Origin of the sequence: Rhizomonospora bruguierae, from assembly GCF_018397995.1 — a bacterium.
GTDB lineage: Bacteria > Actinomycetota > Actinomycetes > Mycobacteriales > Micromonosporaceae > Rhizomonospora > Rhizomonospora bruguierae.
In genome coordinates this window covers 293,997-319,083 of record NZ_BBQH01000010.1, presented here as the reverse complement: position 1 = coordinate 319,083, position 25,087 = coordinate 293,997, and the positions used below count along the sequence as shown (strand labels likewise).

Here is a 25,087-nt window from a genome sequence, read left to right as displayed (position 1 = left end):
GGGGTATGAGCATCAAGATTGTCGACGAGGTCCACGAATCCCTCATCGACGATGCGTGGGAGCTGTACCACGAGGCGTTCAGGGAACTGAACGCCCTCGCCGTCCAGCGGCACCTGATGTACCGGGACGAGTTCGACCAGGTGATGCTCGACGCGCGGGTGCGGAAGTACCTGTGCCTGGGTGACGACGGCAGCCTCTGCGGGCTGTCCACATACACCAACCATCTCGAGGCGGTGCCGCTGATCTCGCCGGCGTACTTCGCGCGCCGGTGGCCGGAGCACTACGCGCGGCGGCGTATCTGGTACGTGGTGTTCGTGGCGGTGCGGCAGGGTGCGCCGGTCACCGCATTCCCGGAGCTGATCGGGGCGATGCACCAGACGTCCACCCGCGATTCGATCACCGCGCTGGATGTCTGCGCACGCACGGACGAGGTGCGGCACCTGCCACGGTCCGTCCGGGCACTGCTGCGGCGGATCTCCGGTCCGGTCCGGATGGAGCGGCTGGACCAGCAGTCGTACTGGCTGTACGACTTCCCGGAACCAGCCGCCTGAGCCACCCCGGGCCACCGGCCGAGCCCGGCGGTCAGGACGCCGGCTCGCGCCACATCGGCCAGATCTCCGGTCCGCCGTCGGGCAGCCGGATGACGCCCCGGTCGCGGTACCCGTGGCGCAGGTACAACTCGCGGTTGCGCGGGTCGTTGGCCTCCAGGTAGGCGGGCAGGCCGGCGGCGTCGAGCCGGTCGTGGTGCCGGTTGAGCAGGGCGCTGCCGATCCCGTGGCACTGCCGGTCCGGGTGCACCGCCAGGAAGGCCAGGTAGTGGTGGGCCACCATCGGGTGGTGCGTCTCCAGCGCCGCGTCCAGTTCCCGCGCCCGGTCGAAGGCCGCGCCGGCGGCGTCCTTGAGCCGCGCGTCGTAGTCCTGCGGCGGGGGCACCGGCGCGGTCATCGGGAACCACAGGGCCACGCCGGACAGTTCGCCACCCGCGGCCGCCACCGAGGTGTAGACCTCGCCGTACCGGACGGCGTGCTCGGCGAAGATCTCGAAGTAGGCGGGCGCGGACTCCCGGCGGACCCGCGCGTCCGGCATCAGCCACCGGGCGACCGGGCCCTCGCCCATCGCCTCGGCGAGCAGGCCGGTGATGTCGGTGGTGTCCGGCGGGGTGATGTCCCGGATCACCAGGTCTTGGATGGCATGGTCCCGGACGGCATCGTCCCGGATGGGGTCGCGCATGGGAATTCCTCCTCGGTGGGCGGCAGGAGCGGTGCCGGCGTGCCGGCCGGCGCGGGGGAGACGGGGCGGGCACCGCCGGCACCGCCGCCGGCACCGCGCCCGATCGAGGCGTAGACGTCCGGGCGGGCGAGCCGGGTGACCAGGCCCCAGCCGAAGCCGAGCAGGGCCACCCCGGCGTACGCGGGCGGGATCAGCCACCGGAACGGCGAGTCCGGTGCGACCTGGAGCATGTCGCCCAGGCCGACGACGGTCGCGGCGAGTACGCCGCTGAGCAGCAGGAACGCGATGGCGGGCGCGACCGTCGAGCGCCAGGCGTTCTCCCGCCGGCGGTGCCGGGCGAAGAACGCCACCACCGCGGCGGACGCGGCCCACATGAGGATCAGCACGCCGAGCCCGCCGACCACGGTGAGCCAGGCGAACAGGTAGACCAGCGGGTCGGCGTCGCTGGACGCGTACGCGATCAGCACGCCCAGGGCGAGCACGCTCTGGGTCAGCGAGCCGAGCAGCGGCGCGCCGGTCCGGGGCTGGGTGCGGCCCCAGGCCGAGGGCAGAATGCCCTCCCGGCCCAGCGCGAACTGGTACCGGGCAACGGCCGCGTGGAACGCCAGCAGCGCGGCGAACACGCTGGTGAGGAACAGCACGTACCCGATCTGCACGAGGATGGCCGGCACGTGCGGCGAGACGAGCGCGAAGACCAGGTCGGTCTCGTGCTCCCGGGCGGTCGCGACGATGTTCTCCGGGCCGGCGTTGACCGCCATCGCCCACGCGGACGCCCCGCACAGCAGGCCGGGAATCAGCACCGCCCAGTGGGTCGCCCGGGCGACCGTCCGCTTCGGGTCCTTCGTCTCCTCGGAGAGCACCACCGTGGCCTCGAAGCCGACGAAGCCGGCGATCGCGAGCACCAGCATCGCGGCGGCCTGCGGGGAGAGCATCGCGGTGGGCGCGAGCATGTCCACCCGCACCGCGCCGCCCGCCGGGTTGGCGATCATCACCGCGTCGTAGATCAGCACGATCGTGATCTCGGAGACCAGGAGCACCGCGAGGACCTTGCCGGACAGGTCCACCCAGAGCAGGTTCAGCACCGCGACCAGCGCCCACGCCGCGAGCGCGCAGACGAACCAGCTCAGGTGGTACCCGGCGGCGCCGGCGACCCCCGAGGCGACCACGCCGAACAGCCCGAACAGGCCGATCTGCATCATCGAGTACGCCGGCAGGGCCACGAACGCGGCGCCCACCCCGGCGACCCGCCCGAGCCCGTGACTGATGTACGAGTAGAAGGCGCCGGAGTTGACGATGTGCCGGCTCATCGCCACGAAGCCCACGGTGAACAGGGACAGGATCGCGGCGGCCACCAGGTAGGACAGCGGCACCGCGGTGCTGCCGAGCACGGCGTAGATCGTGGTTATCGCGCCGAGGACGACGGTCAGCGGTGCGGCGCCGGCCACCCCGAAGAACACCACCGACGGCACGCCCAGCCGGTTGCTCGCCAGTGACCGGGACACGATGTCCGGTCCGGCCGTATCCGGTCGCGCCAACTCCAACTCCTGCCTCCAAACGTGGGGATCGACCCGGGACAAGCGGTTGTGCCGGCTCGGGGCGTGCCGTCCCCGAGGGCTCACCGGCGGCCGGCGGCGAGGACGGCGCCGACCGAGGTCTGCGTGTGCTCCACCAGCTCGCGCAGTTCGGCGGGGAGGAACTCGACGGCGGTGTGCAGGTTCGCCAGGCCCGGCCGGTGCAGCGGGAAGTCCCACAGCACGTGCCGGGTCAGCCCGGTGGCCAGCACCAGCCCGGCGAGTACACCTTCCGCGGGCGCCAGCCCGCCGCCCTGCTCGACGAGCAGGTTCGCCAGGCGCACGCCGGCCCAGACGGCGGCGTTGCGCTGGTCCGCGTTCACCGGCAGGTACGTCGTCTGGGTGGGGCCCATGAACCGGCGGCGCACCACCGCCTCCACGGCGCCGGCGCGCAGCAGCCGTTCGCCGACCTTGGCGATGGCGTCCTGGGCCAGGAACGCCAGCCAGGTGCGCAGGTCGCGGTGCTGCCACTGGGCCACGAGCAGGTCCAGCACGTGGTGGGCGAGCGCGTCGCCCGGGGGCTCCCGGCTGACCACCCGCAGTTCGCCGCCGTCCATCGTGACCCGTCCGAGCAGCATCAGCTCCCCGACGAGGCCCGCGGCCAGGCCCAGCCCGGCCGCCCGCGGGTGCACCCGCGACCGCCCGGTCCGCTCCTCGTGCGCGATCAGGTAGAGCTGGTCGGCCAGGCGCATGGATGTCTTGGCAGCATGCACGAGATCTGATTCTGGTCAGCGCGCAGAGCGAGACATCCGTCACCTGGCGTATGTATCAGCGATTGCACCCTGCAATTGCATGGACGAGTCGGCGGCCTAGCGTCCGGCGCGGTGCCGGTGCCAGCGCTCCAGCATGCTCTCCAGTTCGGTGAGCATGAATTCGTAGAACTCCGCGGACTCGGCGAACCGGGCGCCGGCCGGTGTGTCGCCGCCCAGGGTGGCCGCGCCGTCGCGCATGGCCTCGATCCAGGTGCGGAGCATCTGGTCCCGCTGACTGAGGCTGTGGTACCAGATGTCATCGCCGACCGTGTAGTGGTCGCGCCGGGAGCCGGGCTCGCGCTCGCGCGTGATGAGCCGCACCTGGATCAGGTAGCGGACCCCGCCGGAGATCGCCCCCGCGCTCGCCCTGAGCTGGTCGGCCAGGTCCGCGGCGGTGAGCCGGCCGGAGTCGGCGGCGAGGATGGCCACGAAGATGCGGGACGCGATGCGCGGCATGCCCGCCTCGACCATCATCTGGGCAAACCGCTCGATGAACCGCGTTACCGCGGCCTGATCGCGGTCGATGCTGGTGGGGGCGGGTCGCTGCGGCACAGCGCACCTCCTTCTGCCTTGATCTGACCATTAATTTTGTGTGTTCCCAACTTTCAGAACTTTCTGAAGAAGCGTACCGTCGGCGCCATGACTGACGCCATCTCGGTGTCCGGCCTGGTGAAGACCTTCGGCCGGACCCGCGCGCTGGACGGTCTCGAGCTGACCGTCCGCACCGGCGAGGTGCACGGCTTCCTGGGCCCCAACGGCGCCGGGAAGTCCACCACGATCCGGGTGCTCCTGGGGCTCCTGCGCGCCGACGCGGGCACGGCCACGCTGCTCGGCGGCGACCCGTGGCGGGACACGGCCGACCTGCACCGCCGGCTCGCGTACGTGCCCGGCGAAGTCACGCTCTGGCCCAGCCTCACCGGCGGCGAGGTGATCGACCTGCTCGGGCGGCTGCGCGGCGGGCTGGACGCCGGGCGCCGGGCCACCCTGCTGGAACGCTTCGACCTCGACCCCACCAAGAAGGGGCGCACCTACTCCAAGGGCAACCGGCAGAAGGTCGCCCTCGTCGCCGCCCTCGCCTCCGACGTCGAGCTGCTGATCCTCGACGAGCCCACGTCCGGCCTGGACCCGCTGATGGAGGAGGTGTTCCGCACCTGCATCGCCGAGGAGCGGAAGAACGGGCGCACCGTGCTGCTGTCCAGCCACATCCTGGCCGAGGTGGAGGCGCTGTGCGACCGGGTCAGCATCATCCGGGCCGGGCGCACCGTCGACACCGGTACCCTCGCCGAACTGCGCCACCTGACCCGCACGTCGATCACCGCCGAACTGGCCGCCACGCCGACCGGGCTGGACGCCCTGCCCGGCCTGCACGACCTGGTGGTGGACGGGCCCCGGGTCCGCTTCGACGTGGACAACGAGCACCTGGGTGACGTGCTGCGCCAGCTCACCGGCTGCGGCGTGCGGTCCCTGACCAGCCAGCCGCCCACGCTGGAGGAGCTGTTCCTGCGCCACTACGAGGAGGAGTTGGTCGGGTCATGAGCGCGCTCACCGGGACGCGCCACCTGACCCGGCTGGCGTTCCGGCTCGACCGGCTCCGCCTGCCGGTGTGGGTGCTGGCCATCGCCCTGCTGCCCATGGCGACCGCCGCACAGTACAAGCAGCTCTACCCGACCAAGGCGGACCTGGACTCGGTCCGGGCGGTCCTGTCCACCCCCGCCCTGGTCGCGATCGGCGGCCCGCTGTTCCGGGTCTCGCTCGGCGGTCTCACGGCATGGAAGATCATGTCGACCGAGCTGATCCTGATCGGGCTGATGAGCCTGCTGACCGTGGTGCGGCACACCCGCACCGAGGAGGAGACCGGCCGGCTGGAGCTGATCAGCGCCGGGGTGGTCGGCCGGCACGCCCCGCTGACCGCCGCCCTGGTCACCGCCGGCCTGGCGGACCTGGTCGCGGGGGCGCTGGCCGCGCTGTTCCTGCTCGCCACGGGGCTGCCGGCCACCGGCTCGCTGGCCCTGGGCCTCGCCGTCTGCGTCACCGGGCTGGCGTTCGCGGCGATCGCCGCCGTCGCCGTCCAGCTCACCGAGAACGCCCGGACCGCGATTGCCATCGCCGGCGCCGTCCTGGCCGGCTCGTACCTGCTGCGCGCCGTTGGCGACACCGGACCCACCTGGTTGAGCTGGCTGTCGCCGCTGGGCTGGGCGATCCACATCCGCGCGTACGCGGGGGAGCGGTGGTGGGTGGCCGGGCTGGCCGTGGCGCTCGCCGCGCTGCTGGCGGCGCTCGCGTACACGCTGGCCGGCCGGCGGGACGTCGGCGCCGCGCTGCTCGCCCAGCGCCCCGGTCCGGCGATGGCCGCGGCGGGGCTGCGCAGCCCGTTCGGGCTGGCCTGGCGCCTGCACCGCGGCCTGCTCGCCGGCTGGCTGTTCGGCATGGCGGTGGCCGGTGCCGCGCTGGGCGGTGCCGCGAGCGCCCTGACGGACCAGATCGCGGTGAACCAGGAGCTGACCGACATGCTCGCCCGGCTGGGCGGCAGCAAGGGCGTGACCGACGGGTACCTGGGTGCCGTCTTCGGCATCGTCGGCCTGGTCGTGGCCTGCTACACCGTGCAGGCCACGCTGCGGCTGCGCGCCGAGGAGAGCGCCGGGCGGCTGGAGCCGCTGCTGGCCACCCGCACCGGGCGGGTGCGGTGGGCGCTCAGCCACCTGGTCTTCGCGGTCGTCGGCTCGGCGCTGCTACTGGCCGCCGCGGGTGCCGCCGGCGGGCTCGCCTACGGCGCCCAGATCTCCGATGTGGGCGGTCAGGTGCCCCGGCTGCTCGGCGCCGCCATGGTCCAGCTGCCGGCGGCCTGGGTGCTGGCCGGCCTCGGCGTGGCGCTGTTCGGCCTGGTGCCGCAGGCGACCCCGCTGACCTGGGTCGCCCTGGTGGCCTGCCTGGTCCTGCTGGAGTTGGGCGCGCTGCTGAACCTGAGCCGGTGGATCGTCGACGCGTCGCCGTTCGCGCACGTGCCGAAGCTGCCCGGCGCCGAGTTCAGCGCCACGCCGGTGCTGTGGCTCACCGCCGTCGCCGTGGTGCTGGCCGCGGCCGGGCTGGTGGGCTTCCGCCGCCGCGACATCGGCTGAACCGGCCGGGAGGCTCCCCCGATCTCAGCGCTGCGCCGGGATCAGGGGAGCCGCCTTCGGCGTCGCTTCCGCCTTCTCGGCTGTCACCGGCTCCGTATGCGCCGTCTCCGGCGCCGGCTTGGCAGGTGCCGGCGTTTCCGTCGCGCGGGGCGCGGGCGGCAGCAGCAGGAGGACGGCGGCCAGCAGCATGGTGACCACGATCGCGTCGAGCCAGTAGTGGTTGCCGGTCACGACCACGACCAGCAGCGTGACCAGCGGGTGCAGCAGCCACAGCCAGCGCCAGCGGCCGCGGGTCGCGACGATCAGCGTGAGCGCCACCGCCAGCGCCCAGCCCACGTGCAGCGAGGGCATCGCCGCGTACTGGTTGGCCAACTGGTCCACATCGGGCGGTCCGTAGACGGCCGGGCCGTAGAGCCGGCCGGTGTCCACCATGCCCACCGCGGTGAGCATCCGCGGCGGGGCCAGCGGGGTCAGCAGGTGCAGCGCCAGGGCGGCGGCGGTCAGGCAGGCCATGGTCCGGCGCGCCCACCGGTAGAACGTGGGGCGGCGCAGGTACATCCAGATCAGGTAGGCGCCGGTGACCGGAAAGTGCACGTACGCGTAGTAGATGTTGGCGGCGCGCACCAGCGCCCGGTTGCCGAGCACCGCGTGCTGGACCACGTACTCGCTGGGCAGGTGCAGCACGCGCTCCAGGTTCCAGACCACCCGGGCGTTCTCCATCGCCGCGGCGACGTTGCCGTCCGCGACCAGCCGCCCCAGCTTGTAGGCCAGGAACAGCGCCGCGACGAGCAGCACCTCCCGGACCGCCGGCCAGGGCAGGCGCCGCCGCTGCCCGATGACCGCCTCACTGTCCACCCCGACGGGCAGCTCCCGCAGCAAGCTCATACCCTCGATCCCCCCCGTCTCGAGGCCGGTGACGACACCGGTGCCCCCGCCTCGCGGCGGGGGCACCGGGCGGTGCTGGGTGACCGGATGGCGTCAACGTGTCCGGTCGGTGGCCTCCGGAAGATCGAGGCTGGTACGTAGGGTAACGGGCCGCAGGGCGAACGCGGCGACCAGCCCGACCACCGCGATGGCGGCCGAGATCAGGAAGATGTGCCCGGTCGCGTCCCCGTAGGCGGCCCGCACGATGTGCTGGACGGCCTCCGGCAGCGCGTTGAGGTTCAGGCTGCCGCCGGCGTTGCCCGAGCTCCCGGCCGGGATGCCCGCCGTCGCCAGGCCGTGCGTGATCTGGTCGGTGACCCGGCGGGCGAGCACCGCGCCGAGTACCGAGACCCCGACCGCCCCGCCCAGCGACCGGAAGAACGCCACCGACGAACTGGCCGCGCCGATGTCCTTGAGCCGGACCGTGTTCTGCACGGCGAGCACCAGGTTCTGCATGCTCATGCCGACGCCGACGCCGACCGCGAACATCGCCACACCCAGGTAGTACAGGGACGTCTCGTGGTCCATCACGCTCAGCATCGCGAACCCGACGATCAGCACCACCAGCCCGGTCACGATGTACGGCTTGACCCGCCCGTGCTTGGTGATCAGCCGGCCGGCCACGATCGAGGAGATCAGCACGCCGCCCATCATCGGGATGGTCAGCAGACCGGCCTCGGTGGGGCTGTAGCCGCGTCCGATCTGGAAGTACTGGCCCAGGAAGACCGCGCCGCCGAACATCGCCATGCCGACCGCGAGGCTGGCCAGGATCGCCAGCGCGGTGGTCCGCTCCCGCACGATCCGCAGCGGCACGACCGGCTCCGCCGCCCGCGACTCGACGAGCACCGCGATCGCCAGCAGCAGCACCGAGCCGCCGACCATCGCCGCCGTCTGCCAGGACAGCCAGCCGAACGAACCGTCCACGAACGACACCCAGATCAGCAGCAGGCTGACGCCGACCGCGATCAGCGCGGCGCCCAGGTAGTCAATCTTGACGTTCTCCCGGCGGATCGTCGGGACGTGCAGGGTGAACTGGAGCACCACCAGCGCCAGCACGGCGACCGGGACGCCCACGAAGAAGCACCAGCGCCAGCCCAGCCAGGAGGTGTCCACGATCAGGCCACCCAGCAGCGGGCCGCCGACGGTCGCCAGCGCCATCACCCCGCCCAGGTAGCCGTTGTAGCGGCCACGCTCCCGTGGCGGGATCATCGCCGCGATCACGACCTGCACCAGCGCCTGCAACCCGCCGACGCCGATGCCCTGGAACGCCCGGGCGGCGATGAGCTGTCCGGCGGTCTGGCTCAGCCCGGAGACCACCGAGCCCAGCACGAAGACCACGATGGCGATCTGCACGAGGGCCTTCTTGCTGAACAGGTCCGCCAGCTTGCCCCAGATCGGCGTGGTCGCGGTCGCTGCCAGCAGCGTCGCGGTCACGACCCAGGTGTACTGGGTCTGCGAGCCGTCCAGCGAGCCGATGATTTTCGGTAGTGCCGTGGCGACGACGGTGCCGCTCAGCATGGCGACGAACAGCACCAGCAGCAGTCCGCTGAGCGCCTCCAGCGTCTGCCGGTGGGTCATCGGCTCGGCGCCGGTGACGCCGGCCGATGACGCCGTGGTGGTCGGTGCGCTCATCGCGCGGCCTCCAGGTTCTCGGTAGTCAGGGTTCTCTCCAGATCGGTGATGAAGCGGCCGAGGAGGGCGCTCAACACATCCAGCTCCTCGGGCCGCCAGGCGGCGAGCGCCCGGTCGAGCACGCCGCCGTACCAGTTCTGCGCCTCGGTGAGCGCCGCCCGGCCGGCCCCGGTCAGGGCCAGCACGCTCGCCCGCCGGTCCGCCGGGTCGGCCTGCCGCTCGACCAGGCCGTGCGCCACGAGCGAGGCGACCGCCCGGCTGACCGTCGAGGGGTCCAGGCCGGCCTCGGCGGCCAGGTCCTTGGCGTGGCAGCCGGGCACGCCGGTGCCGCACGCGTCGATGTACATCAGCGTGCCCAGCAGCCCGACCGGTACCGCCGGGCGGTCGTCGCCGCGGCGCTGGCGCAGCAGCCGGATGACCTTCGTGAGGTCGCGCAGCCGCTCGCCCAGCTCCCCGTGGCGGGTGGGGATCTCCACGTTGCCGGTCACGGACTCCTCCTCGTATTGCTTGGCACATACAAGCATCGGGAGATCTTGCCCGCTGCGCAAGTTTTCTCATTGAGAACTGGATCACGCGACGGGCTACGCTGGCCCGATGGACGCTGGCACGGTGCAGGTCGGCCCGCTGGAGCACCCCGTGGCCGAGGTGCCGGTCGGGTTGCGGGAGCGGAAGAAGGCCGCGACCCGCCAGGCGCTGCACGAGGCGGCCCTGCGCCTCGCCGCCGAGCACGGCCTCGACCGCCTCACCGTCGAGGCCATCGCCGACGCCGCCGACGTCTCCCGCCGCACCTTCTCCAACTACTTCGCCAGCAAGGAGGAGGCCCTGCTGCACGCGGACCTGGTCCGCATCCGGGTCCTGCTCGACCTGGTCCGGGCCCGCCCGCGCACCGATCCCCCGTGGACCGCCCTGCGCCGGGCCGGCGAGGCCCTCACCGCCGAGGCCGGCCCGCCGGACCCGGCCTGGCTCGCCCGCCGCCGCCTGATCAGCGGGCACCCGTCCCTGACCGCCTACCAGGTGGCCGCCTTCGGCGCGATCGAACGCGATCTCACGGCCGAACTGCTGGGCCGCCTCCCCGCCACCCCGGCCGCGCCCCTGCGCGCCCGGGTCCTCGCGGCCACGTTCCTGGCCACCCTCCGCGCCGCCACCCAACACTGGATCGACCACCCGGAGGAGTCCCTGGCCGGCCTGGTCAGCACCGCCCTGGCCTACCTCGTCCCCGAGCGGTAATCCGGCGCCGGCGGCGCACCCGCCCCGAGCCCCCTGCCGCGCCGCGGCGGCGGTGAGGGCGAGCGGCGTGGGTATACCCCCCGCGACCGCGCGAGGAAAGGGTGCACCGTGAGTTGGATGGAGAGGGCGCGGACGCGCATGTCCGGCGCCGCGCGGCGCGGGGAGCCGCCCCCGTTCACCGCCCCGGGCGAGGACCAGCCGCTGCGGGTCGTGACCGCGGAGTCCGGGTCGACGATCGACGGCGGGATCCCGCGCGGCGTCCGGGTGGCGGCCGCCTGGTCGTGGCGCCTGATCCTCTTCGTCCTCACGGCGTACGTGCTGCTCAAGCTGATCTCACTGCTGCGCGTGGTGCTCATCCCGGTGGCGATCGCGCTGCTGCTGGCGGCGCTGTTCCAGCCGTTCGCCGCCTGGCTGAACCGGCACGGCGTGCAGCGGTCGCTGGCGGCCGGGCTGGTGCTGGTCGGCTCGCTGCTGCTGGTGTTCGGCGCCGTCGCCCTGATCGCGCAGACCGTCATCGGGCAGGTCAGCGGCCTGTCGACGCAGGTGCGGCAGGGTCTGGACGAGGTGCGCGTGTGGCTCGCGCGCGGGCCGCTGCATATCTCCCAGGCGCACCTCACCAACGCGATCGACAGCCTGCAGAAGCGGATCGGCGCCAGCCAGGGCGCCCTGACCTCGGGCGCCCTCAACACCGCCACCACCGTGGGCGAGTTGGCGACCGGCTTCCTGCTGGTGCTGTTCACGCTGTTCTTCTTCCTCCGGGACGGCGCGACCATCTGGCGCTTCCTGTGCCGCCTGCTGCCCCGCCCGGCCCGGGTGCCGGTCGCCCGCGCCGGCCACTACGCCTGGTTCACCCTGGTCTCGTACGTGCGGGCCACCGTGCTGGTGGCGTTCGTGGACGCGCTCGGCGTCGGTATCGGCCTGGCGCTGCTGCGCATCCCGCTGGCGCTGCCGATGGCCGCGCTGGTGTTCCTGGGGGCGTTCATCCCGGTGATCGGCGCGATCCTGTCCGGCGCGCTGGCCGTGCTGATCGCCCTGGTCACGCACGGTCCGGTCAGCGCGTTGGCCGTGATCGGCCTGCTGATCGCCGTGGGACAGCTGGAGGGCCACGTCCTCCAGCCGCTGATCATGGGACGGGCGGTGGCGCTGCACCCGCTGGCGGTGGTGCTGGCGATCGCCACGGGCGTGGTGGTGGCCGGCATCGTCGGGGGGCTCGTGGCGGTGCCGCTGCTGGCGGTCTTCAACACGGCGGTGCGCTACCTGGTCGAGCACCCGGGGGGCGAGCCGACGCCGGACCGGAAGCCGCCCGGCACCCGGGCCAGCAAGAAGGACGAGGCCCGCGCGGAGGAGCGGACCGAGCGGGCCGAGGAGCGCGCCGGCCCGACCGACCCACCGCCGGAGAGCAGCTCGGTCGGCGAGCGCCGGAACTGGCTCACCGGCTGAGCCGCCCGCCGCCGCGGCGCGGACCGGTGACGGCCCTCACGCATCGCGCCCGAGCGCGGTCGATGCGCCGGTTCTGGTGGCAGCATGGGAACGATGGATGCGGCGATTACTCCGTTAACGGACGTAACCACCTGGCTACGCGGCAGCGCCCTCGAGGTCGTGCTGCTGGTCACGGGCGCCATCCTGCTGGCCCGGCTGGTCCGGTGGCTGGGGCAGCGCACGACCCGGCGGATCGACGCGTTCGGCGGGCGCAACGGCCTGGTGCGCTCGGAGTCGTCCAAGCACCGGCACACGTTGGCGCAGGTCATCATGTGGGCCGTCATCGTGCTGATCTACTGCGTGACCGGGGCGATGGTCCTCCAGCGGCTCGGCGTGTCGTTCGCCGGCCTGGTGGTGCCGGCCACGGTGATCGGCGTCGCGCTCGGCTTCGGCGCCCAGCGGATCGTCCAGGACCTGCTCGCCGGGGTGTTCATCATCGTCGAGCGGCAGTACGGCTTCGGCGACGTGATCCGGATCGCCGCGCTCGGGCAGGAGAGCGGCGTCAGCGGCACCGTCGAGGAGGTCACGCTGCGGATCACCCGGCTGCGCAGCGCCAACGGCGAGGTGGTCATCGTCCCCAACGGGCAGATCGTGCAGGTCACCAACATGTCCCGGGAGTGGGCCCGGGCCGTGGTGGACGTGCCGGTGCCCAGCGCCTCGGACGTCAACGAGATCCGCGACACGCTGCGCCGGGTGGGCCGCGCCGCCGTCCAGGACGACTACCTCGGCCCGCTGCTGCTGGACGCGCCCACGGTGCTCGGCGTGGAGCGGATCGAGTTGGACACCCTGGTCGTCCGGGTCGTCGCCCGCACCCTGCCCGGCAAGCAGTTCGAGGTCGGCCGGGAACTGCGCGCCCGGGTCGCCCAGGCGCTCAAGGCTGAGGATCTCAGCGACCCGGAGGCGCCCGGGTCGCCCGGCGTCGACGTCGCCCAGCCCACCGGTATCAGCTGATGAGCCCCGCCCTGTTCGGCGGACGCGTCCGCCCGTCCACGCTCGTGCTCGTGGTCGTCTTCCTGCTGACGCTCGGGCTGTACCTCCTGGTCCGGCCGGACCCGGTGGCGAGGAACTCGACCGAGCCGCTGCTGCGGCGGCCGGCGCCGACCCGGCAGGCTCCGACGAGGGCGCCCACGACCCAGCCGCCCACCACGGCCACGACCGGGCCGGCCGAGCCGCCGGCGGCGACGACCGTGCCGGCACCGACCACACCCCCGCCGGCGCCCACGCCGGAGCCGCCACCGCCGACGCCCACCACGGGGCCGACGACCGCGCCGGAGCCCACGGCGAGCGAGAGCGCGCCCGCCGAGACCCCGTAGCCAGCGATCGACGGCACCCGGCGCGTGCCGTCAGCGGCGGGCGCGGGCGTCGCGGTACAGCAGCGCGGCGGCGGCGAAGATCACCAGCGGGGCGGGGGCGAAGCCGGCCACGACGGCGTGCAGCGCGTCCAGGATCGCGCCGTCGGTTGCGGCCCCGAGCGCGCTGCCCACGGCGAACGCGGTGGCCACCCAGGCGAACGCCTCCGCCGCGGTGCCGGCCGGCGCGACCGCGTCGGTGGTGATGAACACCCGGGTGAGCACCGGCGGCAGGGCCAGACCACTGACGATCATGGCGAGCGCCATCGCCGGCACCGGCAGCGGCAGCAGCAGCGGCAGGTACCCGGCGGCGAGCGCGGCTACCAACCCCGGCAGCAGCGCAGGGGAGTCCGCGGGGAGCCGGCCGCCGGCCCCGGCGAACACCAGGCCACCGATGAGCGCGCCGAGAGCCTGCGCTGCGAGCAGCCAGCCCGCCCAGGAGGGGGTGCCGTGCGCCTCCGCGAACCCGGCGACGGCGACGGTCGTGCTGCCCACGCCGGCGCCGATGAGCAGCGTGGCGGCGAGCAGCAGGCGCAGCCGGCCGGCGCGCAGCGGGCCGGCCCAGTGCCGCGGCGCCGCCTCGCCCCGCCAGCGCCGCACGGCCGGTGCGGCGGCGAACGCGGCGGTGCCGGCGAGTTGGACCAGCGCGGTGGCCGCGAGCCCGCCGCGCGGGCCGGCCAGCGCCACCGCGCCGAGCGTGACCAGCGGGCCGACGATGAAGATCAGCTCCTGGACCGCCACGTCCAGTGTGTACGCCGCCGGGCGCAGCCGGTCGGCGACCAGGTCGGTCCAGAGCACCCGCAGGCATGCCTCGAACGGCGGGGCGCCCGCGCCGGCGGCGAACGCGGCGACGACGGTGCCGGCCGGGCCCGGCCGGACCGTGACGGCGAGCAGGCCGGCGGTGGACAGCGCCACCGCCGCCCACATCACCGGCGGCTGCCGCCAGCGGTCCGCCGCCCGGGCCAGCAGCGGCTGACCCAGGGCGGTGCCGGCGGTGTACGCGCCGACCAGCACGCCGGCCAGCGAGATCGGCATGCTCTGCCGGGCGAACAGCAGCAGCGCGAGCGGCGCGGTGCCCAGCGGCAGCCGACCCACCAGGCTGGCCACCAGCACCCACGGAACCTGCGGTGCGCGCAGCACCGGGCGGACCCCTACCGGGGCCGGACGATCGACGGACATGATGCTCCCACGACGGCGGTGACGGGTACGGCGAGCGGGCGCGGTACCGGTCAGGGAGCGAAGTCGGCGCGCTCGTGGTCGTTGCCGTACAGCGGCAGGTCCGGCGTGCGCCACGCGGCGTACGCCGAGGCGACGGCCGCCACGGGGTTCACCTGTCGCAGGGTACTACGATGGTCGCCATGCCTCGATCCCACACGTACTCGTTGACCGTCATATGGACGGGTGCCGGCGACGGCGGCACGGTCAACTACCGCTCGTACGGCCGGGACCACTCGGTCACCGCCGCCGGGCCGGCGCCGCTGCTCGGCTCGGCCGACCCCGCGTTCCGGGGCGACCCGGCCCGCTGGAACCCCGAGCAGTTGCTGGTCGCCTCGCTCTCGCAGTGCCACATGCTGTCGTACCTGAGCCTGTGCGCCCGCGGCGGCGTGGTGGTCACCGGCTACGTGGACGAGGCGGTCGGCACCATGGCGGAGAGCGGCGACGGCGGCGGCGCCTTCACCGACGTGCTGCTGCGCCCCCGCGTCACGGTCGCCGAGGCGGGCATGGTGGAGCGCGCGACCGCGCTGCACGGGGATGCCCACGGGATCTGCTTCATCGCCAGGTCGGTGGCCTTCCCGGTCCGGCACGAGCCGACGGTCACGGCCGGCTGACGGGCCAGCTGAGTAGCAGGCGGGTGTGCGCCTTCTCGATGACGGTCGCCCCGTCCGGGGGCGGCGGCGGGGCCGCCCGGGGATAGGCGTCGATGCGCAGGCCCGCGACACCGGGCCGGCCCGCTGCCTCCCACGCCCGGATGTGCCCGACCAGATCCCCGGCGAGCCGGCCGCCGCCCGCGCCGTACCCGAACGCCACGGTCGCGCCGTGCGGTTCGGCGCCGAGCAGCGCGACGCCGTCCCGGTCGAACAGGCCCACGGTCATCCGCAGGTCCCGCAGTTGCGCCGGGGCCGATGGCAGGATCGGTCCGGTGGCCCCGCCCTCGCTGAACTGGCAGTACCGGCGCTCGCGCGCGCCCAGCCACAGGCCCAGCCCGCCGAACATGTCGGACGCGCCGGTCGCCGGCGCGGGCAGCCGCACGACCGGCGGCGCGGCGAGCATGCCCCGCAGGGCGGCGGGCTCCGCGGCACCGCCGCCGGGCAGCATGACCGCGAGTTGGGCCTCCGGGTCGAGCACCAGCGTGCGTTCGGGTCCGGCGAACGCGCCGCGCAGCCGCATGAAGCCACACGGGACGACCGATCGGCTGCGCCAGTGCTCCCCGCACCGCTCGAACGCCACCGAGCACTGGATGCCGCCGAGGTCCAGCGGGGCCACCAGGCGACCGCCGGGCGCGATCTGCGCCAGCCAGGCCGGTGCCAGGTCCCAGACGCCGACCGTGGCGATGACCCGGTCGTAGGGCGCCCGCTCCGGGACGCCGAGGCCGCCGTCCCCGCGCACGACCGCCGCCTCCGGGTACCCGGTGCGCGCCAGCCCCGCCGCGGCCCGCTCGACCAGGTCCGCGTCGATGTCCACGCTCACCACCCGGCCGCCGGGGCGCACCAGGTGCGCCAGTAGGGCGGCGTTGTATCCGGTGCCGGCGCCGATCTCCAGGACCCGGTGGCCGGGCGCGGGGGCCAACTGGTCGAGCATCAGCGCCATGATGGTCGGCTGGGAGGAGGAACTGATCGGCCGGCCCCGCGGGTCCCGCTTGGTGACGATGGCGTCGTCCCGGTACGCGTCTTCCACCGGTACCTCGGGCAGGAACAGGTGGCGGGGGACCGTACGCAGGGCCTCGACGATCGGCGGGCCGATCGGTCCGGTCGCGCGCAGGACCGCGTCGACCAGGCCGGCGCGCAGGACGGTTGGGTCCGGCATGCGCCCATTCTGCCCGGTACTAGAATCACGAGAATGATCTTCATCACCGCGAAGTTCCGGATCAGGCCGGAGGACGCCGACCGGTGGCCCGAGATCGCCGGGGAGTTCACCCGTGCCACCCGCGCCGAGCCCGGCTGCCTCTGGTTCGACTGGTCCCGCAGCGTCGATGACCCCACCGAGTACGTGCTGGTCGAGGCGTTTCGGGACGGCGACGCGGGCGCGGCGCACGTGGGGTCCGAGCACTTCAGGCGCGCCCAGCGGGAACTGCCGCCGCACCTGGTGGAGACCCCGCGCATCGTGAGCGTCACGGTCCCGCAGGACGGCTGGTCCGAACTGGGCGAGATGGCGGTGCCCAAGGGCTGAGCGGCCGAGGCTGAGCGGCCGAAGGGCTGAGCGGCCGAGGGATGATCGGCTGACCGGTACGCGCCAGGCCCGCCTCGGCCGGCGTTCACCGGCCGGCCACCGGGGCTCGCTACAACCCAGGGCATGAACTCTGGACAGTGGAGCCGGCGCCGGCTCCTGGGCACCTCGGCCGCGGCCGCGTTCGGCGCCGCCACCGCCTCGACCCTGTTCTCCGGCCGTGCCGCGGCGTTCGTCCCCAGTGGACGGCCGCTGCTCACCCACGGCGTGCAGAGCGGCGACGCGTTCGGCGGCGCCGCCACCCTCTGGACCCGGGCCGACCGCCCCGGCCGCCTCCTCGTCGACCTGAGCCACCGCCCCGACTTCAAGGGCGCGCACCGCCTGCGCGGCCCGGTGATGACGGCCGCCACCGACTTCACCGGCAAGCTCCGGGTACCCGTCCGGGGCGGCTCCGGGCATCGGCTGTACTACCGGGTCAGCGTCGCCGGCGACAACGGGCTGACCAGCGCGCCGCTCACCGGCAGCCTGTCGATCCCCCACGAGCACAAGGGGATCCGTTTCGTGTGGACCGGCGACATCAGCGGGCAGGGCTGGGGCATCAACCCCGACGTCGGCGGCATGCGCATCTTCCGGGCGATGCGGGACGTGCGGCCGGACTTCTACCTGTGCAGCGGTGACACCGTCTACGCCGACGGCCCCATCCCCGAGACCGCCACCCTCCCCGACGGCCGGATCTGGCGCAACCTCACCACCGAGGCCAAGAGCAAGGTGGCCGAGACGCTCGCCGAGTACCGCGGCCAGTACGCGTACAACCTGATGGACGCGAACCTGCGCGCCTTCGCCGCCGAGGTGCCCCAGCTGAACCAGTGGGACGACCACGAGGTGCTCAACAACTGGTACCCCGGGCAGATCCTGGCGGACGACCGGTACACCGAGAAGCGGGTGGACGTGCTCGCCGCCCGCGCGAAGCAGGCGTTCCTGGAGTGGGTGCCGATCAGCGCCGGCCCGATCTACCGCAAGATCTCCTACGGGCCGCTGCTGGACGTGTTCCGCCTGGACATGCGCACCTACAAGGACCCGAACGACGCCAACGTCTACGCCGACCCGCGGCGCGGCCTGCTCGGCGCGCGGCAGCGGGCGTGGCTGATCCGCGAGCTGGCCGCCTCCCGGGCCACCTGGAAGATCATCGCCAACGACCTGCCGCTCGGCCTCGTGGTACCGGACGGCCCCGGCACCCAGGAGGGCGTCGCGCAGGGCGACCCGGGCACGCCGCTGGGCCGGGAACTGGAGTTCGCCGAGATCCTGCGCGCGGCGCACCGGGCCGGGGTCACCGGCATCGTCTTTCTCACCGCGGACGTCCACTACACGGCCGCGCACCACTACGACCCGTCCCGGGCGGCGGTCGGGGAGTTCACGCCGTTCTGGGAGTTCGTCTCCGGACCGGCGAACGCGGGCGCCTTCGGCCCCAACACGCTGGACGCGACGTTCGGCCCCGAGGCGGTGTTCGTGCACGCCCCGCCGCGCTCCAACGCGTCCCCGATGGAGGGTTTCCAGCACTTCGGCCAGGTGGACATCGACGCGCACTCCCGGGCGCTGACCGTCCGCCTGAACGACCTGGACGGCGCCACCCTCTGGCAACGCACCCTCCCCGCCGCCCGGTAGTTGGCCCCGAGGGGGCGGTTATCGCGCCCCCTCGGTCGCGGCCTCGAAGTCGGCCCGCGTGCACACGCTCAGCAGCGCCTCCTTGTGCGGCAGCCGGACCCGGCCGAGCACCCGGAAGCCGACGTACGCGTTGAGCCGGTGCACCGCGGTGTTGCGCACGTCGGGCTCCACGACGACGCGTCGCGCCGCCGGGTCCGCGAACAGGGCCGCCATCACGGTGACGAGGACCGCGCGGGTGAACCCGTGCACCGGCGTCCCGGCGGGCGCGACCAGGAAGTGCATGCCCACGTCGCCGTCCTCGGCCGGGTAGAGGTGGCCGAGGTCGGGGCGCGGGTCGTACCGCTGCGCGAGGAACGCCGGCCGGCCGCCGTGCAGCCCGAGCAGCGAGCCCTCGCACTCCTTGGCCACCTCCTCCGGCGTGGCCTCCAGCATCAGCCAGTACGCGGACCTGGGGTGGGTGAGCCAGCCGTGCAGCAGGGCCGTGTCGGCCGGCTCGACCGGGCGCAGCGCGAACTCGCCGAGTTCGTCCGTGCGACTGAACACGACGCGGTTCATGCCGGCACCACCTCCCGCTCCCGCGCATCGGGCTCCCGCATGCGGGGCGCGCCGAACTCCCCGAAGGCGATCGACCGCTCGACCGGGTAGTGCTCGCGGCCGAGCATGTCCCGGATGACGCAGGAGTTGCGGTAGGCACCCATGCCGAGGTCGGGCGCGACGAAGCCGGGCGGGTACGGTTCGGCGTTCTGCGCGTAGATCGGCGGCCCGGCGCCGTCGACCCGGTGGTCGCGGCGGACCGCGAACCGGCCCTCGGCGTCCCGGGCGATCCGGTCGGCGATCGGCGCCAGGAAGGGCGGTACCTCGTACCGGTAGCCGGTCGCGAGCACCAGGCCCTCGGTGTGCAGGGAGAACCGCTCGCCGTGCTCCTCGTGGCGCAGGTCCAACGTGTACCCGCCGCCGGTCGGGTGGGTGCCGACGACCGCGGTGTTGGTCATCAGTCGGGCGTGGACCGGGCCGCCCACGCTCTGCGGGTACAGCAGGCCGCAGATGGCGTTGACCAGGTCGGCGTCAATCTCCTCGGACAACTGCTTCTGCGCGGTGCCGAGCCGGTCGCGCACGCCGGCCGGCAGCGCGTGGAAGTAGTCCGGGTGTTCGGGCGAGGGGGAGCGGGTCACCCAGGCCACCTCGTACCCGGCCTCCGGCGCGCCTTGGAGCAGGTCGTAGAAGATCTCGGCGGCGCTCTGCCCGCTGCCCACCACGGTGATGCTCCGCTTGCCGCGCAGCGCAGCCCTGGCCGCCAGATACCCGGAACCGTACACGACCTCCCCGCCCAGCCGTTGGCACGGCTCGGGCAGGTTGGGCGGCGTGCCGGTACCGAGCACCAGCCGCCGCGCCCGGTACGTGACGTCCTTTGTGTGTACCAGGTAGACCCCCGCGTCGTGCTCGACGGCCTCGACATTCTGTCCGAACCGGACGGACGTCAGGCGGTTCGCCGCCCAGCGGCAGTAGTCCACGTACTCGCCGTGCAGCGGGAAGAAGCTCTCCCGGAGGTAGAACGGGTACAGCCGGCCGGTGTGCTTGAGGTAGTTGAGGAACGAGTACGGCGAGGTGGGGTCGGCGAGCGTCACCAGGTCGGCCAGGAACGGCGCCTGGAGGGTGTTGCCCTCCAGCAGCATGCCGGGGTGCCAGTCGTGGCCGTCGCGGCGCTCCAGGAACACGCCGTCCAGGTCCCCGATCGGCTCGGTCAGGCAGGCCAGCCCGAGGTTGAACGGGCCCAGCCCCACGGCGACGAAGTCGTACGGGCGGCCGCGCGGTGGCCGCGTGGACCCGGACCGCTCAGACGGTGGCAAGGCTGCCTCCTACCAGGCGATGGGCGTGCGCGACGACCATCACGGTGCCTGGGGCGGCGAGCGGCGCGCGGGCGCCCCGGTCGGCGCGGTCCAGCGGGTTCGCCCGCGCGGCCTGATGAACCACTGTGGACAATGTGCCTCCCCGGGATCGGTACGATGTGAGATAAGGCTAGCCTTACCTAAATCATGGTTGTCAAGGGAACCGCGCGAACCCGCTCAAACAGGGGATTCCATCGCCGCCGATCCGGCCGGGTTGGCCGCCCTTGACGAGGGATGGCTAATGACATTAGCCTTTTGGTTATGACTGATAGCAAGCGCGGGTCGGGCCATGCCTAGGGCCGGCCTGTCCCCCTCCTCCGTCGTCGACGCGGCGCTGGCGGTGATCGACGAGCGGGGCGCCGAGGCGCTCACGCTCGCCGCGGTCGCCGCGCGCACCGGCGTCGCCGCGCCCTCGCTGTACAAGCACGTCGGCAGCCTCGCGGACCTGCGGGTCGGGGTCGGCGTGCGGATCATGGACGAGCTGACCGGGCGGCTCGGCACCGCCGCGCTGGGCCGCTCCGGCGACGACGCCGTGACCGCGCTCATGCACGAATGTCGCGCCTACGTCATGCAGCACCCGGCCCGGTACGCGGCCATGCCCGTCGACCCCCTGCACAACAAGGAGCTGGCCGCCGCCGGAGGCCGGCTGCTCGGGGTCTTCCTGGCCGTCCTGCGCGGCTACGGCATGACCGAGACGGACGCCGTGCACGCCACCCGGTGCCTGCGCGCCGTCGTGCACGGCTTCGCCACGATCCAGGCCGCCGGCGGCTTCGGCCTGCCCGAGGACCTGGACGAGACGTACCACCGCCTCGTCGCCATGTACGTGGCGAGCCTGCCCCGGCCGGAGCGGTCGTGAGGGCCCGACTCGGCGCCGCCGCGCTCGCCGCCGCCGGTGTGCTGTTCCTGCTCTACCCCGCGGTCCGGCCGTGGACCGACGAGTCCACCGAGCGGGGTGCCCGCACCGCGATGGCCTCCGGTGCCTGGGTCGCGTCGCACCTGTTCGCGATGATCGGCTTCATCCTCGTGCCGCTGGGGGTGCTGGCGATCGCCGCGACTCTCCGCCGCCCGCCGGCCCTCGCGGCGGCGGTCACGATGTGGATCGGCGCCGGCCTCACGCTCCCGTACTACGGCGCCGAGGACTTCGGCCTGCACGCCATCGCCGGCCAGCCGGGGGAACTGCTTCCCGCGGTGGACGCGGTCCGCTTCGGCGCGGTCGCCGCCACCACGTTCGGTATCGGCCTGCTGGCGCTGGGGGTCGGCGCGGTCCTGGCCGCGGTCGCGGTGGTCCGCTCGGGGGCGCTGTCGCGGTCCGCCGCAATCGCGTTCGCGCTCGGGTTCGCGCTGTACCTGCCGCAGTTCTTCACGCCGGCGCCGGCGCGGATCGCGCACGGCGTCCTGGTCGCCGCCGGCTGCCTCGGCCTCGCCTGGGGCCTGTGGCGAGCGCCCCACACCACCGCGCCCGCCGGCTAGAACCGCGGCGAGGAGGCCGGTGGCCACCGCCTTGGTTACCGTTGTGCGGGCGATCCCGATGGACCGGGGTCGGGCGGCCCGCGCCGGGGGTGCGTTTCGCCGCCGTCGTCGCGGGCCGGCGCGACGGGCGGAACCAAGGTGTGGAATCCGGGCCGGCTGGGCAGGAGGAGGCGGGTGGACGCGGCGATGACGGGAACGCGGACAACGGGAACGCGGCGGGGCGGCCGCACGGCGCACGGAGCGCTCACCGGGGCGTTCGCCGCCGCGCTCGCCGCGGTTCTGCTGCTCGCGGGCTGCACGAGCGGGGGCGGGGACGGCGCCGGCAGCTGGCAGACCCCGGCCCCGCAGGTCAATCTCAAGGTCACCCCGGCCGACAACGCCACCGGCGTGCCGGTCTCGGCCGAGCTGTCGGTCCGGCCCGGCGAGGGGACCACGGTGGACGGGTTCAAGCTCGCGGCGGACGGCGGCGCCGAGGTCGAGGGCGCCATGCGCGAGGACGGCAGCTCGTGGGTGCCGGCCTCGCCGCTGAAGTACGACACCCGGTACACCGTCACGGTCACCGCGAAGCCCGAGGGCGGCGACCCGGTCGACCGGACGACGACGTTCACGACCATGTCGCGGCCGGGCAACCGGCTCCAGGCGCACGTGTACATGGCCGACGACGCCACGTACGGGCAGGCCATGCCGATCGTGGTGGAGTTCAAGTCCGGCGGTGTCGCGCCGAAGGACCGGGCGGACGTGGAGCGGCGGCTGTTCGTGCGCAGCGACCCGCCGCAGGAGGGCGCCTGGCACTGGGACAGCAACATCCAGGTCGAGTACCGGCCGCGGGAGTACTGGCAGCCCGGCACCAGGCTGGACGTGCGGCTGGGCCTCGGCGGCCTGCCGATCGGGGACGGGCGCTACGGCGCCACCGACATCACGATCCGCGCGGCGATCGATACCGTGCGCCGCTCGATCGAGGTGGACGACGCCACCAAGAAGCTCGTCGCCAAGCAGGACGGGCAGGTCGTCAAGACCTTCCCGGTGAGCCTCGGCCGCCCGGCCAAGCCGTCGTTCTCCGGCACGATGGTCATCATGGAGCGGCTGGCCAAGACCGTCTTCGACTCCTCCACCTACGGCACACCGGTCAACTCGCCCGACGGGTACCGCACCGACATCCAGTTCGCCGAGCGCCTGACCTGGGACGGCCAGTTCATCCACGCGGCGCCGTGGTCCGTGCCCGACCAGGGCAAGCGCAACGTCTCGCACGGCTGCGTGAACGTCTCGACCGCCGACGGGCAGTGGATCTACAACTGGGTCCGGGTCGGCGACCCCGTGGTGGTCAAGGGCACCGGCCGCAAGCTGAACCAGGGCAACGGCTTCACCGCCTGGAACCTCTCCTGGGACGAGGTCCTCCAGGGCAGCGCCCTGGACCGGCAGCAAGCGGGCGATCAGGAACCCACCCCCACCACCCCGCCGTCCTGACCGTGGCAGTGATGAGCATCGCAGTGCGATACCTGACCGGCCGTCCGGCCCGGCAGCGACGATAATCGAGCACGGTCGGGGAGTGGGGGGTGGCGATGGGCGAGCCGGAGGGTACGCGGGCCGCGGTGGACGACGAATGGCCGGCGGATCCGGCGACCGCGCTGCGGTTGCTGGTCGAGGGAAACGAGCGGTTCATCACCGGCCGGCGCAGGCACCCGCACCAGGACGCGGACCGGCGGGCCGCGCTCGCCCCGGCGCAGCGGCCCTTCGCGGTGCTGTTCGGCTGCGCCGACTCGCGCCTCGCCGCCGAGATCATCTTTGACCAGGGCCTGGGCGACCTGTTCGTGGTGCGCACCGCCGGCCACGTGGTCGGGCCCGAGGTGCTGGGCAGCATCGAGTACGGGGTGGCCGTGCTGGACGCGCCGCTGGTGGTGGTGCTCGGCCACGACTCGTGCGGCGCGATCGGCGCGGCGCTGGACTCGATCCGCAGCGGCTCCGTGCCCGGCGGCTACCTGCGCGACGTGGTCGAGCGGGTGGTGCCGGCCCTGGTCGGGGTGCGGGACGAGGCGCTGGCCGACCCGGACCTCGCCCTGCGGGAGCACATCAGGTACACCGTGGACATGCTGGCGCAGCGCTCGGTGGTGATCGCGCAGCAGTTGGCCGAGGGCCGGCTCGGCATCGCCGGGCTCGCGTACCGGCTCGGCGAGGGTTCGGTCCGCCAGGTCGCCGGCCGCGGCGTCTGACCACCTCAGTCCGGCAGCAGCGGGACGGCAACGGGCTGGCGGCGGTTGAGCTGGACCGCCCGGGTCACGGCGGCGTGGCCGAACCGCTCCCGCACCGCGTCGACCGCGGCGTCCAGGCCCCCGCCGCTGGCCCGGTCGAAGGGCAGGACGAGCTGCTCGACGCCGTCGTCGAGGTTGCCCACCGCGACGCCGACCAGGGTGACCCCGCGCCGGTCGATCAGCGGCAGGGCGGCGGCCAGCAGGTCGCGGGCGGCGGCCAGGATCGTCTCGGTGTGCGCGGTCGGGCGGGCCAGGGTGTGCGAGCGGGTCGCCCGGGTGAAGTCCGCGAACCGCAGGCGCAGCGTCACCGTGCGGCCCGCGCGCCCGGCGCGACGCAGCCGGCGGGCGACCCGGTCCACCAGCCCGGAGAGCACGGCGTCCAGCTCCCTCGGTGGGTGGCGGCGGCGGAAGCCGAGGGCGTGCTGCGCGCCGACCGAGCCGCGGCGGCGGCCGGTGACGACCGGGCGGGGGTCGCGGTTGTGGGCCAGCGCGTGCAGGTGCCGGCCGGCGTGCTCACCGAGCAGCGAGACGAGGGCGGCCTCGCCCAACCCGGCGACCTGCCCGACCGTGCGGATGCGCCGATCGCGCAGCTTGGCCCCGGTGACCCGCCCGACGCCCCACAGCCGCTCCACCGGCAGCGGGTGCAGGAACGCCAGTTCCGCGTCGGTCGGCACGACGAGCAGCCCGTCCGGCTTGGCGACGCCACTGGCGACCTTGGCGAGGAACTTGGTGCGGGCCACGCCGACCGTGATCGGCAGGCCGACCCGGGCCAGCACCTCGCGGCGCAGGCCGGCGGCGATGGCCGAGGGCAGCCCGGCGATCCTGCGCAGGCCGCTCACGTCGAGGAACGCCTCGTCGATGGACAGGCCCTCGACGACCGGGGTGGTGGCGCGGAACACCTCGAACACGGCCCGGCTGGCGGCGGTGTACGCGGACATCCGGGGCGGCACGACCACCGCCTCCGGGCAGAGCAGCCGGGCCTGCCGGCCGCCCATCGCCGTGCGCACCCCCCGGGCCTTGGCCTCGTAGCTGGCGGCCAGCACCACGCCCGCGCCGACGATCACCGGGCGCCCGCGCAGGCGCGGGTCATCCCGCTGCTCGACCGACGCGTAGAACGCGTCCAGGTCGGCGTGCAGGATGGTCCCCTCGCTGCCCACGC

26 protein-coding genes are annotated in these 25,087 nt (G+C 73.8%); 13 read left to right on the top strand and 13 right to left on the bottom strand.

From position 1 onward, the window contains the following. Positions 1–5 precede the first annotated feature (5 nt). Positions 6–551, top strand: coding sequence for a hypothetical protein (locus KJS59_RS01485; protein WP_213450371.1), 546 nt, complete (start codon positions 6–8; stop codon positions 549–551). A gap of 31 nt (positions 552–582) precedes the next feature. On the opposite strand, the gene KJS59_RS01480 is transcribed toward KJS59_RS01485, so the two are convergent. The 4 genes from KJS59_RS01480 to KJS59_RS01465 form a co-directional block, all read right to left on the bottom strand. After that, complete coding sequence (locus KJS59_RS01480; protein WP_213450370.1) at positions 583–1,230, bottom strand: GNAT family N-acetyltransferase; 648 nt, start codon at positions 1,228–1,230, stop codon at positions 583–585. Beyond that, on the bottom strand, positions 1,173–2,765 hold the full coding sequence (locus tag KJS59_RS01475; RefSeq protein ID WP_213450369.1) for an APC family permease: 1,593 nt from the start codon (positions 2,763–2,765) through the stop codon (positions 1,173–1,175). Before KJS59_RS01475 ends, KJS59_RS01480 begins: the two co-directional genes overlap by 58 nt. An 80-nt stretch (positions 2,766–2,845) precedes the next feature. Then, complete coding sequence (locus tag KJS59_RS01470; protein ID WP_249713772.1) at positions 2,846–3,514, bottom strand: GOLPH3/VPS74 family protein; 669 nt, start codon at positions 3,512–3,514, stop codon at positions 2,846–2,848. Positions 3,515–3,610: 96 nt separating this feature from the next. Next, on the bottom strand, positions 3,611–4,105 hold the full coding sequence (locus KJS59_RS01465; protein WP_213450368.1) for a GbsR/MarR family transcriptional regulator: 495 nt from the start codon (positions 4,103–4,105) through the stop codon (positions 3,611–3,613). An 87-nt stretch (positions 4,106–4,192) separates the two neighbouring features. Here KJS59_RS01465 and KJS59_RS01460 point away from each other — a divergent pair, with 87 nt between their 5' ends. Both KJS59_RS01460 and KJS59_RS01455 read left to right on the top strand, forming a co-directional pair. Then, the gene (locus KJS59_RS01460; protein WP_213450367.1) at positions 4,193–5,089 is read left to right on the top strand and encodes an ABC transporter ATP-binding protein; all 897 of its coding nucleotides are present in this window, start codon (positions 4,193–4,195) and stop codon (positions 5,087–5,089) included. Continuing rightward, positions 5,086–6,669 carry an ABC transporter permease gene (locus KJS59_RS01455; RefSeq protein ID WP_213450366.1) on the top strand — a complete coding sequence of 528 codons (1,584 nt, stop codon included), beginning with the start codon at positions 5,086–5,088 and terminating at the stop codon, positions 6,667–6,669. Before KJS59_RS01460 ends, KJS59_RS01455 begins: the two co-directional genes overlap by 4 nt. 24 nt (positions 6,670–6,693) lie before the next feature. Here KJS59_RS01455 and KJS59_RS01450 read toward each other — a convergent pair whose 3' ends face one another. The 3 genes from KJS59_RS01450 to KJS59_RS01440 form a co-directional block, all read right to left on the bottom strand. Then, positions 6,694–7,554, bottom strand: coding sequence for a phosphatase PAP2 family protein (locus tag KJS59_RS01450; protein WP_213450365.1), 861 nt, complete (start codon positions 7,552–7,554; stop codon positions 6,694–6,696). A 93-nt stretch (positions 7,555–7,647) separates the two neighbouring features. Further along, the gene (locus tag KJS59_RS01445; RefSeq protein ID WP_213450364.1) at positions 7,648–9,225 is read right to left on the bottom strand and encodes an MFS transporter; all 1,578 of its coding nucleotides are present in this window, start codon (positions 9,223–9,225) and stop codon (positions 7,648–7,650) included. Beyond that, on the bottom strand, positions 9,222–9,713 hold the full coding sequence (locus tag KJS59_RS01440) for a MarR family winged helix-turn-helix transcriptional regulator (RefSeq protein ID WP_249713771.1): 492 nt from the start codon (positions 9,711–9,713) through the stop codon (positions 9,222–9,224). The genes KJS59_RS01445 and KJS59_RS01440 overlap by 4 nt, the downstream gene beginning before the upstream one ends. A gap of 106 nt (positions 9,714–9,819) precedes the next feature. Here KJS59_RS01440 and KJS59_RS01435 point away from each other — a divergent pair, with 106 nt between their 5' ends. From KJS59_RS01435 to KJS59_RS01425, 3 genes are all read left to right on the top strand, one after another. Further along, positions 9,820–10,452 carry a TetR/AcrR family transcriptional regulator gene (locus KJS59_RS01435; RefSeq protein ID WP_213450363.1) on the top strand — a complete coding sequence of 211 codons (633 nt, stop codon included), beginning with the start codon at positions 9,820–9,822 and terminating at the stop codon, positions 10,450–10,452. A 117-nt stretch (positions 10,453–10,569) separates the two neighbouring features. Next, positions 10,570–11,892: an AI-2E family transporter gene (locus KJS59_RS01430; protein ID WP_213450362.1), complete on the top strand. Its 1,323-nt coding sequence runs from the start codon at positions 10,570–10,572 to the stop codon at positions 11,890–11,892. A gap of 84 nt (positions 11,893–11,976) precedes the next feature. After that, entirely contained in the window at positions 11,977–12,882 is a 906-nt protein-coding gene (locus KJS59_RS01425; RefSeq protein ID WP_213450361.1) for a mechanosensitive ion channel family protein, read from the top strand. On the opposite strand, the gene KJS59_RS01420 is transcribed toward KJS59_RS01425, so the two are convergent. Together KJS59_RS01420 and KJS59_RS01415 are read right to left on the bottom strand one after the other, a co-directional pair. Beyond that, positions 12,875–13,261: a hypothetical protein gene (locus KJS59_RS01420; protein WP_213450360.1), complete on the bottom strand. Its 387-nt coding sequence runs from the start codon at positions 13,259–13,261 to the stop codon at positions 12,875–12,877. The genes KJS59_RS01425 and KJS59_RS01420 overlap by 8 nt on opposite strands. Positions 13,262–13,274: 13 nt before the next feature. Beyond that, positions 13,275–14,459, bottom strand: coding sequence for an MFS transporter (locus KJS59_RS01415; protein ID WP_213450359.1), 1,185 nt, complete (start codon positions 14,457–14,459; stop codon positions 13,275–13,277). Between the two features lie 179 nt (positions 14,460–14,638). Between KJS59_RS01415 and KJS59_RS01410 the strand changes: the two genes are divergently transcribed. After that, complete coding sequence (locus KJS59_RS01410) at positions 14,639–15,109, top strand: OsmC family protein (RefSeq protein WP_213450358.1); 471 nt, start codon at positions 14,639–14,641, stop codon at positions 15,107–15,109. On the opposite strand, the gene fxlM is transcribed toward KJS59_RS01410, so the two are convergent. Next, on the bottom strand, positions 15,096–16,304 hold the full coding sequence (gene fxlM / locus KJS59_RS01405) for a methyltransferase, FxLD system (RefSeq protein ID WP_213450357.1): 1,209 nt from the start codon (positions 16,302–16,304) through the stop codon (positions 15,096–15,098). The genes KJS59_RS01410 and fxlM overlap by 14 nt on opposite strands. 33 nt (positions 16,305–16,337) lie before the next feature. On the opposite strand from fxlM, the gene KJS59_RS01400 reads away from it, so the two are divergent. Beyond that, entirely contained in the window at positions 16,338–16,667 is a 330-nt protein-coding gene (locus KJS59_RS01400) for a putative quinol monooxygenase (RefSeq protein ID WP_213450356.1), read from the top strand. A gap of 123 nt (positions 16,668–16,790) precedes the next feature. Next, positions 16,791–18,326: an alkaline phosphatase D family protein gene (locus KJS59_RS01395; RefSeq protein ID WP_213450355.1), complete on the top strand. Its 1,536-nt coding sequence runs from the start codon at positions 16,791–16,793 to the stop codon at positions 18,324–18,326. 18 nt (positions 18,327–18,344) lie between these two features. Here KJS59_RS01395 and KJS59_RS01390 read toward each other — a convergent pair whose 3' ends face one another. Together KJS59_RS01390 and KJS59_RS01385 are read right to left on the bottom strand one after the other, a co-directional pair. Then, a complete protein-coding gene (locus KJS59_RS01390) occupies positions 18,345–18,881 on the bottom strand; it encodes a GNAT family N-acetyltransferase (RefSeq protein ID WP_213450354.1) in 537 nt (178 codons plus the stop codon). Further along, positions 18,878–20,173 carry a lysine N(6)-hydroxylase/L-ornithine N(5)-oxygenase family protein gene (locus KJS59_RS01385; protein WP_213450353.1) on the bottom strand — a complete coding sequence of 432 codons (1,296 nt, stop codon included), beginning with the start codon at positions 20,171–20,173 and terminating at the stop codon, positions 18,878–18,880. Before KJS59_RS01385 ends, KJS59_RS01390 begins: the two co-directional genes overlap by 4 nt. Positions 20,174–20,501: 328 nt before the next feature. Between KJS59_RS01385 and KJS59_RS01380 the strand changes: the two genes are divergently transcribed. From KJS59_RS01380 to KJS59_RS01365, 4 genes are all read left to right on the top strand, one after another. Further along, positions 20,502–21,068, top strand: a complete 567-nt coding sequence (locus KJS59_RS01380) for a TetR/AcrR family transcriptional regulator (protein WP_213450352.1) — start codon at positions 20,502–20,504, stop codon at positions 21,066–21,068. Continuing rightward, on the top strand, positions 21,065–21,682 hold the full coding sequence (locus tag KJS59_RS01375) for a hypothetical protein (RefSeq protein WP_213450351.1): 618 nt from the start codon (positions 21,065–21,067) through the stop codon (positions 21,680–21,682). Before KJS59_RS01380 ends, KJS59_RS01375 begins: the two co-directional genes overlap by 4 nt. Before the next feature lie 186 nt (positions 21,683–21,868). After that, a complete protein-coding gene (locus KJS59_RS01370) occupies positions 21,869–23,146 on the top strand; it encodes a L,D-transpeptidase (RefSeq protein ID WP_213450350.1) in 1,278 nt (425 codons plus the stop codon). 95 nt (positions 23,147–23,241) lie between these two features. After that, positions 23,242–23,889, top strand: a complete 648-nt coding sequence (locus KJS59_RS01365; protein ID WP_213450349.1) for a carbonic anhydrase — start codon at positions 23,242–23,244, stop codon at positions 23,887–23,889. Between the two features lie 5 nt (positions 23,890–23,894). Here KJS59_RS01365 and dinB read toward each other — a convergent pair whose 3' ends face one another. Beyond that, positions 23,895–25,085 carry a DNA polymerase IV gene (gene dinB, locus KJS59_RS01360; RefSeq protein ID WP_213450348.1) on the bottom strand — a complete coding sequence of 397 codons (1,191 nt, stop codon included), beginning with the start codon at positions 25,083–25,085 and terminating at the stop codon, positions 23,895–23,897. Between the last annotated feature and the right edge of the window lie 2 nt (positions 25,086–25,087).